The organism is Sinorhizobium sp. NG07B (genome assembly GCF_002532005.1).
In the GTDB taxonomy this organism is placed as follows: Bacteria; Pseudomonadota; Alphaproteobacteria; order Rhizobiales; family Rhizobiaceae; genus Sinorhizobium; species Sinorhizobium fredii_C.
The window spans coordinates 60,040-72,804 of the sequence record NZ_NWTD01000009.1; the positions used below are offsets into that span (position 1 = coordinate 60,040).

At 63.6% G+C, this 12,765-nt stretch carries 11 protein-coding genes; all 11 read left to right on the forward strand.

The genetic code is table 11. The annotated features are described in order from the left end of the window. Nucleotides 1-96: 96 nt before the first annotated feature. The 11 genes from CO664_RS23355 to CO664_RS23405 all read left to right on the forward strand — a co-directional run bounded on the left by CO664_RS23355 (nt 97) and on the right by CO664_RS23405 (nt 12,765). Nucleotides 97-909 carry a DeoR/GlpR family DNA-binding transcription regulator gene (locus CO664_RS23355; protein ID WP_037378547.1) on the forward strand — a complete coding sequence of 271 codons (813 nt, stop codon included), beginning with the start codon at nt 97-99 and terminating at the stop codon, nt 907-909. 124 nt (nt 910-1,033) lie between these two features. Next, complete coding sequence (gene rhaS, locus CO664_RS23360; RefSeq protein ID WP_037423833.1) at nt 1,034-2,023, forward strand: rhamnose ABC transporter substrate-binding protein; 990 nt, start codon at nt 1,034-1,036, stop codon at nt 2,021-2,023. Nucleotides 2,024-2,285: 262 nt separating this feature from the next. After that, nucleotides 2,286-3,797, forward strand: coding sequence for a sugar ABC transporter ATP-binding protein (locus CO664_RS23365; protein WP_037423836.1), 1,512 nt, complete (start codon nt 2,286-2,288; stop codon nt 3,795-3,797). Then, complete coding sequence (locus CO664_RS23370) at nt 3,794-4,774, forward strand: ABC transporter permease (RefSeq protein ID WP_097540055.1); 981 nt, start codon at nt 3,794-3,796, stop codon at nt 4,772-4,774. Before CO664_RS23365 ends, CO664_RS23370 begins: the two co-directional genes overlap by 4 nt. Further along, the gene (locus CO664_RS23375; RefSeq protein WP_097540056.1) at nt 4,774-5,775 is read left to right on the forward strand and encodes an ABC transporter permease; all 1,002 of its coding nucleotides are present in this window, start codon (nt 4,774-4,776) and stop codon (nt 5,773-5,775) included. Before CO664_RS23370 ends, CO664_RS23375 begins: the two co-directional genes overlap by 1 nt. Before the next feature lie 10 nt (nt 5,776-5,785). After that, a complete protein-coding gene (rhaM, locus tag CO664_RS23380) occupies nt 5,786-6,100 on the forward strand; it encodes an L-rhamnose mutarotase (protein ID WP_037423845.1) in 315 nt (104 codons plus the stop codon). A 1-nt stretch (nt 6,101) separates the two neighbouring features. Beyond that, on the forward strand, nt 6,102-7,499 hold the full coding sequence (locus CO664_RS23385) for an FGGY-family carbohydrate kinase (RefSeq protein WP_097540057.1): 1,398 nt from the start codon (nt 6,102-6,104) through the stop codon (nt 7,497-7,499). Between the two features lie 650 nt (nt 7,500-8,149). Then, nucleotides 8,150-9,757 (forward strand): globin-coupled sensor protein, encoded by a 1,608-nt coding sequence (locus CO664_RS23390; protein WP_097540058.1) that lies wholly within the window; start codon nt 8,150-8,152, stop codon nt 9,755-9,757. Nucleotides 9,758-9,787: 30 nt separating this feature from the next. Beyond that, the gene (locus CO664_RS23395) at nt 9,788-10,081 is read left to right on the forward strand and encodes an STAS domain-containing protein (RefSeq protein WP_037423855.1); all 294 of its coding nucleotides are present in this window, start codon (nt 9,788-9,790) and stop codon (nt 10,079-10,081) included. A gap of 4 nt (nt 10,082-10,085) precedes the next feature. Beyond that, a complete protein-coding gene (locus tag CO664_RS23400; RefSeq protein ID WP_012706836.1) occupies nt 10,086-10,451 on the forward strand; it encodes a response regulator in 366 nt (121 codons plus the stop codon). Between the two features lie 19 nt (nt 10,452-10,470). Further along, nucleotides 10,471-12,765, forward strand: coding sequence for a chemotaxis protein CheA (locus CO664_RS23405; RefSeq protein WP_097540059.1), 2,295 nt, complete (start codon nt 10,471-10,473; stop codon nt 12,763-12,765).

A 12,765-nucleotide genomic window follows, 5' to 3' on the forward strand; every position in this document is an offset into this window, starting at 1 on the left:
AAACGTTCATACTGCAGCGCACAATGAAAAAAGATGATTGAAACTGATTGACAATGCGCGGGACTGATGGAAGCATGCAGAACATCGGAGGAGCGCATGCACGAGAAAGAAAGACATAGGATCATCCTGTCGGCAGTGCAGGAAAAGCCGGTCGTCACCGTGCCCGAGCTCGTCGAATTGACTGGCAGCTCCGAGGCGACGATCCGCCGCGATGTGGCGGCGCTGCATGTGCAGAAACGGCTGCGCCGGGTGCGCGGCGGCGCCGAGGCGATCAACCCACCGCAATTCGTCGGCCTTGCAGGCCGGCCCTTCAGCGTCAACGAGGGCCTGCATGCGCGCGAGAAGCAGGCGATCGCCCGCGAAGCGGTGGCGCTCTGCCAGGACGGCGAGCCGATCATCATCAATGGCGGCACGACCACCTTCCAGATGGTGCATTTCCTCGCCAACCGCCGGATGCAGGTCTTTACCAATTCGTTCCCGATCGCTGAGCACCTGCTCAAGCACTCGAAAAACACGGTGATGCTTTCCGGGGGCACGATCTACCGCGAGCAGAACATCATCCTGAGCCCCTTCGACAACGACGTGACGCGCAATTTCTATGCGCGCCGGATGTTCATGGGGGCGCAGGGGCTCGGGCCGCTCGGCCTGATGGAGGCCGACCCGCTGCTGATCCAGGCCGAGCAGAAGCTGATCGACCAGGCCGACGAGCTCGTCGTACTCGCCGATTCCTCGAAATTTCACAAGCGCTCGAGCCTCATTCTCTGCGGCCTCAAGCGCATCGCCACTGTGATCACCGATTCGGGCATCGAGGACAGGCATGCCTCGATGCTCGAAAGCGCTGGCGTCAACCTTGTCATCGCCAATGCGAGGCCGAAGGTCGACGCGGAAACTGCTTCGACATCCGCCTGAGCGGGTGGTGAGGGGGAAAGGGAGGCGGCCTGACCGGGCAAGCCGGTAGCAAGACCGCCAGATGAAGTTGTCGGGTCGGATTGATGCATCCAGTCCGGATGCAGGCCCAAGGGAGGAGAAAGTGATGAAAGTTCTGAAATCATTGATGGTGACGGCCGCCGTCGCCGCGGCGCTCATGGCAAACGCCGCCCATGCGGAGAACAAGAAGATCGCCCTCGTCGTCAAGGCGCTCGGCATCGGCTTCTTCGAGGCCGCCAACAAGGGCGCCCAGGAAGCGGCCAAGGAACTCGGCGACGTCGAGATCATCTATACCGGTCCGACCTCGACGACCGCCGAGGGGCAGATCGAGGTGATCAACTCGCTGATCGCCCAAAAGGTCGATGCGATCGCGGTTTCGGCCAATGACACCGACGCGCTCGTGCCGGCGCTCAAGAAGGCGATGGACCGCGGTATCAAGGTCATTTCCTGGGATTCGGGTGTCGCCAAGGAAGGCCGGCTGATGCATCTCAACCCGTCGTCGAGCCCGCTGATCGGCAACATGATCATCAAGCTCGCCGCCGATAACCTGCCGGAGGGCGGCGACGTCGCCGTGCTCTCGGCTTCGGCAACGGCCACTAACCAGAACACCTGGATTGCCGAGATGAAGAAGGTCCAGGGCAACTACAAGGGCATCAATGTCGTGGCGACCGTCTATGGCGACGACCTAGCCGACAAGTCCTATCGCGAGACGCAAGGCCTCATCCAGTCCTATCCGAACCTGAAGGCGATCATTGCGCCGACCTCGGTCGGCATCGTCGCCGCCGCTCAGGCCGTCACCGACGCGGGCAAGATCGGCCAGATCAACGTCACGGGTCTTGGATTGCCGTCCGAAATGGCCGGTCACGTCAAGTCCGGCGCCTCGAAGTCCTTCGCCATCTGGAACCCGATCGACCTCGGCTATTCGGCAACGATGATCGCCTATGATCTTATCGGCGGGGCCGAAGCCAAGCCCGGCGCGGAACTGAAGATGGGCCGCATGGGTACCGTCAAGCTCGACGACAACAATGAAGGCGCCATGGCCGACCCGTTCGTCTATGATGCCAAGAACGTCGAGGAATTTGCGAAGATCTTCTGATCGGCGCGACCGGTATATGCCCCTCATCCGGCCTGCCGGCCACCTTCTCCCCGTTTGTCGGGGAGGAGGGACCAAGCGGCCGCGTCTCGCCCTCACCCTCACCAACGCCGGCGCAAACCGCGCACTGCGAAGGGGTCCCCTCTCCCCGTCAAAACGGGGAGAGGGCCAGGGCGAGGGGCAACTGACAATCGAAGGCGCCCCGATGGGCTGGCCGACTGACTTGGTGGACTCTCTCTTGTTGCAGGAACCAACCACATCGCGGATGAAGCCCGCCATCACGCTCGAGGGCATATCGAAGTCCTTCCCGGGCGTGCGTGCGCTCTCCGACGTCTCCCTCGCGCTTTATCCGGGTTCGGTGACGGCGCTGATCGGCGAGAACGGCGCCGGCAAATCGACGCTCGTCAAGATCCTGACCGGCATCTATCAACCCGATGCCGGCGTGATCCGGGTCGCCGATACGGAAACCACATTCCCCACCGCCCTTGCCGCGGCCAGGGCCGGGGTCACGGCGATCCATCAGGAGACGGTTCTCTTCGACGAGCTCTCCGTTGCGGAAAACATCTTCCTCGGCCACGCCCCGCGCAACCGCTTCGGCTTCATCGACTGGCAGAAGCTCAATGCCGATGCCAAGGCCCTGCTGCAGAGGGCCGGCGCGGATTTCGATCCGACGATCCGGCTGCGCGATCTCGGCATCGCCAAGAAGCACCTTGTGGCGATCGCCCGCGCGCTGTCCGTCGATGCGCAGGTCGTGATCATGGATGAGCCGACGGCGGCGCTGTCGCACAAGGAAATCCATGAGCTCTACGCGCTCATCGAGCGGCTCAAGGCCGAAGGCAAGGCGATCCTCTTCATCAGCCACAAGTTCGACGAGATCTTCCGGATCGCCGACCGCTACACGGTCTTCCGCGACGGCACGATGGTCGGCGAGGGGCTGATTGCCGACGTTCACCAGGACGATCTCGTCCGCATGATGGTCGGCCGTGCGGTCGATTCCGTCTATCCCAAGAAGGACGTCAGGATCGGCGATCCGGTGCTGACCGTCTCCGGCTACCGCCACCCGACCGAATTCGAGGACATCAATTTCGAGCTGCGGCGCGGCGAAATCCTCGGCTTCTACGGCCTGGTCGGCGCTGGCCGCTCGGAGTTCATGCAGTCGCTGATCGGCATCACCCGGCCATCGGCGGGTGCCGTCAGGCTCAATGGCGAGGTGCTGGTCATCCGCAGTCCGGCCGAGGCGATCCGCGCCGGCATCGTCTATGTGCCGGAGGAACGCGGCCGCCAGGGCGCGATCATCGGCATGCCGATCTTCCAGAACGTAACCCTGCCGTCGCTTTCCCACACCTCGCGCTCGGGCTTCCTGAAGCTCGCCAACGAGTTCGCGCTGGCGCGCGAGTATACATCCCGCCTCGATCTCCGCGCCGCTTCGCTCGATCAGGACGTCGGCACGCTCTCCGGCGGCAATCAGCAGAAGGTGGTGATCGCCAAGTGGCTGGCGACGAAGCCCAAGGTCATCATTCTCGACGAGCCGACGAAGGGCATCGACATCGGCTCGAAGGCCGCCGTCCACGCCTTCATGAGCGAGCTCGCGGCGCAAGGCTTGAGCGTCATCATGGTGTCTTCGGAAATCCCCGAGATCATGGGCATGTCCGATCGCGTCATCGTCATGCGCGAGGGCCGGATTGCCGGCCGCTTCGAACGCTCCGAACTAACGGCCGAAAAGCTGGTGCGCGCGGCAGCGGGCATTGAAGCGCAACGCAACGGGAGGGCCGGATGATCGCCAAGCTCCTCAAGAACCGCGAGATCCTGCTCGTCGGCGCGATTGCCGTGCTGCTCGCCTTGATCGCCTTGCGCTTTCCGGCATTCGTCGGACCCTCCAACCTCGCTCGGGTCTACAACGACACGTCGATCCTGATCATCCTGGCGCTCGGCCAGATGGCCGTCATCCTCACCCGATGCATCGATCTGTCGATGGCGGCCAATCTGGCGCTTTGCGGCATGGTTGCCGCCATGCTGAACGCCGCCTTTCCCGGCCTGCCGATCCCGCTCATCATTCTTGCCGCCATGGCGCTCGGCGGTCTGCTCGGCATGATCAATGGCACGCTCGTCTGGAAGCTCGACATCCCGCCGATCGTCGTCACGCTCGGAACGCTGACGATCTATCGCGGCCTGATCTTCCTCTTGACCGACGGCAAGTGGATCAATGCCCACGAGATGAGCGACGCCTTCAAGGCGCTGCCGCGGCTCGATCTCGCCGGCGTGCCTGTACTGTCCTGGCTGTCGCTGCTGATGATCGCGGTCATGTTCCTGGTGATGAGCCGGATGCCGCTCGGCCGGGCCTTCTATGCGGTCGGCGGCAATCCGCACGCCGCCGTCTATACGGGCATCGATGTCGGCCGCACCCGCTTCTTCGCTTATTGCCTGTCGGGCGCGCTCGCCGGCCTTTCGGGCTATCTCTGGGTGTCGCGCTATGCGGTCGCCTATGTCGACATCGCCGCCGGCTTCGAGCTCGACATCATCGCGGCCTGCGTCATCGGTGGCATTTCGATCGCCGGCGGCATCGGCTCCGTGGCCGGCGCCGTGCTCGGGTCGCTCTTCCTCGGCGTCATCAAAAACGCGCTTCCCGTCATCAATATCTCGCCCTTCGCGCAGATGGCGATCTCCGGAACGGTCATCATCATTGCCGTTGCCGTCAACGCCCGCGCCGAGCGGCGCAAGGGCCGGGTCATTCTCAAGAAAGCGGAGGCGGTCTGATGGCTGACGCTCAACTCTCTCCCCGCAATATCCCGGATCGCCTCGAGGCAGGCGGCGCCCGCCTGATGAAGAGCTGGGAGGCGCTGCTCATCGTGGTCGCTACCCTCATCTTCCTCGGCAATTCCTTTGCCTCGCCCTATTTCTTGGACCCGTGGAATCTCTCCGACGCCACCTTCAACTTTACCGAAAAGGCGATGATCGCCTTTGCCATGGCGCTGGTGATCATCTCGGGCGAGATCGACCTCTCGGTCGCCTCGATCATCGCGCTCGCCTCGACGGCCATGGGCTATGCGGTGCAACTCGGCGTCGATACCCCGGCGCTTGTCGCGATCGGTCTTTCCGTCGGGCTTGCCTGCGGCGCCATCAACGGATTGCTGATCACCGGCCTCGGTCTGCCGTCGATCGTCGTGACGATCGGCACGATGAGCCTGTTTCGAGGCCTGTCCTTCATCATTCTCGGCGACCAGGCCTTCACCGGCTATCCGGAAAGCTTCGCCTGGTTCGGCCAGGGCTATGTCTGGTGGGTCTTCTCCTTCGAGTTCACGCTCTTCGTGCTGCTCGCCGTCGCCTATGGCGTGCTGCTCCACAAGACGAATTTCGGCCGCGCCGTCTATGCCATCGGCAACAACCAGACAGCGGCGCTCTTTTCCGGCGTGCGGGTGGCGCGGGTGAAGTTCACGCTGTTCCTGCTGACAGGCCTGATGGCTGGCCTCGCCTCGGTCTGCCTCACCTCTCGCCTCGGCTCGACGCGCCCCTCGATCGCGCTCGGCTGGGAGCTTGAGGTCGTCACCATGGTCGTGCTCGGCGGCGTCAACATTCTCGGCGGCTCGGGAACCATACCCGGCGTCGTGCTGGCGGCGCTGATCATGGGCATGGTCACCTTCGGTTTCGGCCTGTTGAACGTACCGGGCATCGTCATGTCGATCTTCATCGGCCTGCTGCTGATTTCGGTGATCGCCCTGCCGATCCTGTGGCGGCGCGCCCGCCGTCTCGCGCATTGAGGTTTCTCCCATGGAAAAATACGCGTTCCGCATGCGGCTCAATCCAGGCATGGCCGAGGAATACAAGGCGCGCCACGACGCGATCTGGCCCGAGCTGGTGGCTCTGCTGAAAGACGCCGGGATATCGGACTACTCGATCCATCTTGACGAGGAGACGAACCTGCTCTTCGGCGTTCTCTGGCGGACGGACAATCACCAGATGGCCGATCTGCCGTCGCACCAGGTGATGCAGAAATGGTGGGCCCATATGGCCGACATCATGGAAACCCGTGCCGACAACGAGCCGGTCGCCGTGCCGCTCAAGACCGTCTTCCATCTCAGCTGACATGAAGACCGTCGCCGTCATCGATATCGGCAAGACAAACGCCAAGGTCGCGTTGGTCGACCTCGCGCGCTTCGAGGAGATCGCCGTCCGCAAGACGCCCAACATCGTCGTGGAGGCGGGGCTCTATCCCCACTTCGACGTCGAGCATCTCTGGCGGTTCATTCTTGGGGGCCTTGCAGAGCTGCACCGTGTACATCCGGTGGATGCGATCTCAGTCACAACACATGGGGCGACAGCGGTCCTGCTGGATCAAGCGGGCGAACTCGCCCTGCCGGTCCTCGACTACGAATTTGCCGGCCCGGACGCGCTCGCCGAGGAATATGGCCGGGCGCGTCCAGCCTTTTCAGAAACCGGGTCGGCCCGCCTGCCGATGGGGCTCAATGTCGGTGCTCAGCTTTTCTGGCAGCAGCGTGCGTTTCCCGAGCAGTTCGCCAAGGTTGCGACCATCCTCACCTATGCGCAATACTGGTCCTACCGCCTGACTGGCGTTGCCACCAACGAGCTGACCTCGCTCGGCTGTCATACCGATCTCTGGAACCCTCTAACCGCGGCGTTTTCGACATTGGTCGAGGCACAGGGTTGGGCGCGGCTGTTCGCGCCTGTGCGCAAGGCGGGCGACGTGATCGGCGGATTGCTGCCTCCTCTGGCCGCGGCCGCGGGGCTGCCATCCGGCTTGCCGGTCTATTGCGGCATTCACGATTCGAACGCCTCGCTGCTGCCGCACCTGTTGACACGCCGGGCACCGTTTTCCGTCGTCTCGACCGGAACCTGGGTGGTGATGCTGGCGATCGGCGGCGAGCAGGCGGAGCTCGATGAAACCCGCGACACGCTGATCAATGTCAACGCGCTTGGCGACCCGGTGCCGTCTGCCCGCTTCATGGGCGGCCGCGCCTTCTCGATGCTCGTCGGCGACAATCCGCCGCCGGCCTCGACCGAAGCCGAAGCGCGCGTGCTTGCGGGAGGCTACATGCTGCTGCCGTCGGTTCTGGGCGGCTCCGGCCCTTTTCCCTCGGCACGGCCGCGTTGGACGGTGAACGAGGCAGACCTCGCCCCGCCCGAACGACTTGCCGCCGTCTCCTTCCATCTCGCCCTGATGACGGCGACCTGCCTCGATCTCATCGGCGCCAGGGGAGAAATCGTCGTGGAAGGGCCTTTCGCCGCGAATGCCGCCTATCTGCGGATGCTGGCCGCTGCGACCGGCCGGCCGGCGCTCGCCAACAGCCTGAGCAGCACCGGAACGAGCCTTGGTGCAGCCTGCCTCGTCGCAGGCGCCCGGATCAGGACGGGTGCCGAAGTCTTCTCGGAAGCGGTTCCGGAAGGCTATGCCGGTTACGCACGGAAATGGCAGCGCTTGACCGCTGAGCATGTGGCTGCAAGCGCATCTTCGCTCGATAGATGAAGTAGAATCCGGCGGATATTCTTGGGCTTGGTCGAAAGACCGCGCGTCAGAAAATGTTGCGGTTTGCCGCCCGTCTATGTTCGAGATTGATGACGATCGAGATCGCGGTCATTGCGAGGATTGCGATGGTGGCGGCACTAATTCCAAGAACAATCATTGCTCATTCCCGTGGACGCATCTTCATGATGTCGCCTGTACCTGTGACGGTGCAGCTTGCGCGGTTCGCGCCTATTTGACCTTCGCTTCGATACTGGACGACAAGTAGAGCGGCAATTCTAAACTCTTGTGATTAAAAACCTGTTGTCTCCAGCACAGTAAAACAGTGCGGAGCAGCGGCGATTAGCGTGTTGGTTGCATTTTAGCGATTCCGACTACGGGCCGGAAACCGTTAACCTTCAAGCAAGGAATTAACCATAAACATGGTCCAACACGTCGGAATAGGAAGTCTCAGCTTCTCTCAAGGCATGATGCCGCACCGCCGTACCGGTTCCGGTCCGGTATGCAATCTCACAGACGTTACTTGCGGGATGGACGATAGAGAACGCTCAGGCGCGCCGATCTTACCGACTGGGCGTGACCGGCCATAGCCCCTCAACGGGCCACATCTTCCCTCAGGCAAGTTTCGACTACGCATCAGGCCGGGGAACAGCGTGCAGCAGGAAGCGTCAGATCAGGCAAGGAAGGGCCAGGCGGGCAGTCTGCTCGAGCGCCTGCGCTTTGCCGGGCTCGACGAGGGAGCCTGTGCGCTTCTGCGGGACCGTCGCCAAGCCCTGTCGCCGCGCATCGAGCTTGCGCTGCGCGACCTTTTTCACCGGTTGCAGACCAAACCGGACGCCGCTCGCCATTTCGACAACGATCGCCAGCTCGACCGACTGCACGATCTTCATTCCTCCCACTGGAACGTGCTGACCGATGCCCGTTTCGACGGGCTCTACGCCGAGCGCGTCAAGGTGCTCGCCGACACGGAAGCGCGCATGGGGCTCGACCCGCGCTGGCAACTCGCGAGCCATTCGGTGGTGCTGGAACATCTCATCGTCGGCGCAATCGAGGATGCCTGGCCCAAGCTTCCTTTCGGCAAGGCACGCAGGAACGAACTTTGCCGTCTCGTCGCCGCTCTCGTGCGTGCTGCCTTCGTCGACAGCGAGATCACCGTGTCGCTGCGCTTCAACGCGCTCCGCCAGCAGCATCAGCGCCAGCGTTCCGAGCAGCGCAAGGGCGACGAGTCCGAAGTAGCGGCGCTGTTTTCGGATTTCCTGCAGGCTCTCGCCGACGGCGACCTCGGCGCCCGGCTGCCGACGGAGACACCTGATGTCTACCGGCCGATCGCCGCCGGGCTGAATGCCGCCTTGGACCAGATCCAGCAGGCTCTGCAGTCCGGAGACAAGCGTGCAGCGGCGGCCGAAGGGATGGTGGAAAGCCTTCGCAGCCGCACCAACGCGTTTTCCGGCACCGCAGGCAGCGAGGCCGAGGCCCTGACCGGCCAGGTCGCAGCGCTTGGGGCGATGACCGAACGCATGCGCTCCGGCTCGTTCAGGATCAGCGAGGCCGAGGCCAAGGCGAGCGAAACGCGCCGTGCTGCGGAGCGCAGCGGCGAGATTGCTGGTCAGGCGATCTCCGCCATGGCGGATATCGAGGCGTCCGCGGAGAAGATTGGCCAGATCATCGGCGTGATCGACGAGATTGCCTTCCAGACGAATCTGCTCGCCCTCAATGCCGGCATCGAAGCGGCACGCGCCGGCGAGAGTGGCCGCGGCTTCGCGGTCGTCGCGCAGGAAGTCCGGGCGCTGGCGCAACGCTCCGGCGAGGCGGCGCGCGAGATCAAGCAGCTCGTCAACGGCACGAAGACGCAGGTCGAAGCCGGAGTCGAGATCGTCGGTCAGACGCAGAATGCGATCAGCAGCATCGTCGAACAGGTCATCTCGATCAATGCCGCCGTCTCCGGCATCGCCCGCGAGGCGGAAGCGCAGGTCAGCGATCTGGCCGCCGCGGCGACCGAGATCGGCGGTATTTCGACGGCGATCGGTCGAAGCGCGACGGTCGCTGGTGAGGCGGCGGCTTCGACCGAGGATCTCCACGGCACCATTCTGGAGCTCGGTAAGACGATCCGCCGCTTCCGTTTCGAGCGCCAGGCGGGATTAAGGGCTCCGACCTTTGTCCAGCCGTCCGCGCTTTTGCCGCAAGTCGACGAGGACGAACGAGCGATGCCGTTCAGCGATGACGCCGCCTCGGGGCGCCAGGTCGCCGCATGGCGGCGCTAAGGTCAGGGAACAGGTCAGTCGAGGGACAGAATGGCCAGCAAGAATACCGCAAAGAAATCGCTGAAGCTCGCTCCGGTGCTGGACCTGAACGAGGCGACCGCGCTGCATGAAAGGCTGCTATCGCTCAAGGGCGCTCCGGTCGTCATCGACGCGTCCGCCGTCGAGCGGATCGGAACGCTCTGCGCACAGGTGCTGATGGCCGGAGCCAGAAGTTGGGAAGAAGACCGGATGTCCTTCACCTTTGCTAAGGTGTCGGACGCTTTCGTTAAAACGACACAGCTCATCGGCGTGGACATCGCGCCCCTGATGGCAAAGGAGATTTGAGAAAATGAAGAAGAGAGTTCTGACTGTGGACGACTCCCGGACGATCCGGAACATGCTTCTTGTTACCCTCAACAATGCCGGCTTCGAAACGATCCAGGCCGAAGATGGCGTCGAAGGGCTCGAAGTGCTGGAGACGGCCAATCCCGACGTGATCGTCACGGACATCAACATGCCCCGCCTCGACGGCTTCGGCTTCATCGAAGGCGTGCGCAGGAACGACCGCTACCGTGCCGTTCCCATCCTGGTGCTCACCACCGAAAGCGACGCCGAGAAGAAGAACCGCGCGCGGCAGGCGGGCGCCACCGGCTGGATTGTCAAGCCGTTCGACCCGACCAAGCTGATCGATGCCATCGAGCGCGTAACGGCCTGAGATCCGAGGGTAGCCTCCAATGGATATGAACGAAATCAAAGAGATCTTCTTCCAGGAATGCGAGGAGCAGCTCGCGGAACTGGAGTCGGGTCTCCTGAAGCTCAATGACGGCGACCGCGATCCCGAGACGGTCAACGCCGTCTTCCGCGCTGTCCACTCAATCAAGGGTGGCGCCGGTGCGTTCGGGCTCGATGACCTCGTCTCGTTTGCGCACGTCTTCGAGACGACGCTCGATTGCGTTCGATCCAACAGGCTTGAGCCCAACCAGGACGTCCTGAAGGTCATGCTGAAATCGGCGGACGTGCTTGCCGATCTCACCAATGCCGCCCGGGACGGCGGCAGCGTCGACGAGGCGCGCAGCCGTCAGCTGATCAAGGAGCTCGAGGCGCTCGCCAATGGTGAATTGCCGCAGGCGGCCGCTGCCGAGCCGGTGGCAAAGCCGGCGCCTGTTGCCGCACCGGCCCCGGCGCCCGCACCCGCTCCGGTGGTCAACGAGGAAGGCTTCCAGCCCGTCGCCTTCTCCTTCGACGAGTTCGAGGCGAGCGAGCCTCCGGCGGTCGAGCCCTCGACCTTCGAAATCCTCTTCAGGCCGAAGTCCGAGCTCTATGCCAAGGGCAATGACGCGACGCTGCTTTTGCGCGATCTCTCGCGCCTCGGCGAGATGAGCATCCATTGCGACATGGACGAACTGCCGGCGCTCGGCAGCATGAATCCGGAGGCCGCCTATTTCGCCTGGAAGATCTCGCTGAAGACCGACAAGGGCGAAGACGCGATCCGTTCGGTTTTCGAATTCGCCGAGTGGGATTGCGAACTCGAGGTGACGCTCGCCGGCGACCCTGCCAATGCGGGCGAGGAATTGCCGATGCAGCCCGTTCCGTTCGACCTGTCGCTGCTCGATGAAGGGGCGCCGGCCACGGCAGGGGCTCCCGAGGACGAGGAGCAAGCCGTTGCCCAGCGCGAGGCTCGCGACGAGGCCGTGTCTGCCGCGGCGACCGCGAGCAACGTCCTGCAGATGGCCCAGACCGCACGCGCTTCGGCCGAAAGCGCGAAGAGCGCAACGCCGGTCTCCGCGGCACAGGCGGCAGCACAGCAGGTCGCGTCGGCTGCCACCCCGACGATCCGCGTCGATCTCGACCGTGTCGACCGCCTGATCAACCTGGTCGGCGAGCTCGTCATCAACCAGGCGATGCTGTCGCAGAGCGTCATCGAGAACGACACCAACGGTACGTCGTCGATCAATATGGGGCTCGAGGAGCTGCAGCAGCTCACCCGCGAGATCCAGGACAGCGTCATGGCGATCCGCGCGCAGCCGGTAAAGCCGGTGTTCCAGCGCATGTCGCGAATCGTCCGCGAAATCGCCGACATGACCGGCAAGTCGGTACGTCTCGTCACCGAAGGCGAGAACACCGAGGTCGACAAGACGGTCATCGACAAGCTGGCCGAGCCGCTGACGCACATGATCCGCAATGCGGTCGACCACGGTCTCGAAACGCCGGAAAAGCGTGTCGCCGCCGGCAAGAACCCGGAAGGCACGGTCCGGCTGACGGCGAAGCACCGGTCCGGCCGCATCGTTATCGAGCTTGCCGATGACGGCGCCGGCATCAACCGCGAGAAGGTCCGGCAGAAGGCCATCGACAACGACCTGATCGCCGCCGATGCCAATCTATCCGACGAGGAAATCGACAACCTGATCTTCCACGCGGGCTTTTCGACCGCAGACAAGATCTCCGACATTTCCGGCCGCGGCGTCGGCATGGATGTCGTCAAGCGGTCGATCCAGGCACTCGGCGGCCGCATCAACATCTCGTCGAAGCCGGGGCAGGGTTCTGTCTTCACGATGAGCCTGCCGCTGACGCTCGCCGTCCTCGACGGCATGGTGGTGACGGTCGCCAACCAGACGCTCGTCGTGCCGCTGACGGCAATCGTCGAAACACTTCAGCCGGAGGCCTCGGCGATCCACAGCTTCGGTGCCTCCCAGCGGCTGATCTCGATCCGCAACTCCTTCTGCCCGCTGGTCGACGTCGGACGCATCCTGAACTTCCGCGCTATCCAGGCCAATCCGGTCGAAGGGGTGGCGCTGCTCGTCGAGTCCGAAGGCGGCGGCCAGCGCGCCCTGATGGTCGATGCGATCCAGGGCCAGCGGCAGGTGGTCATCAAGAGCCTCGAGGCGAACTACACCCATGTGCCGGGCATTGCGGCGGCCACCATTCTCGGCGATGGGCGCGTGGCGCTTATCCTCGATGTCGACGCGATCGTCGCCGCCTCGCGCGGACACTCCCTGAAACCTGAAATGTCTCTTGCTGCAGCCGGATAA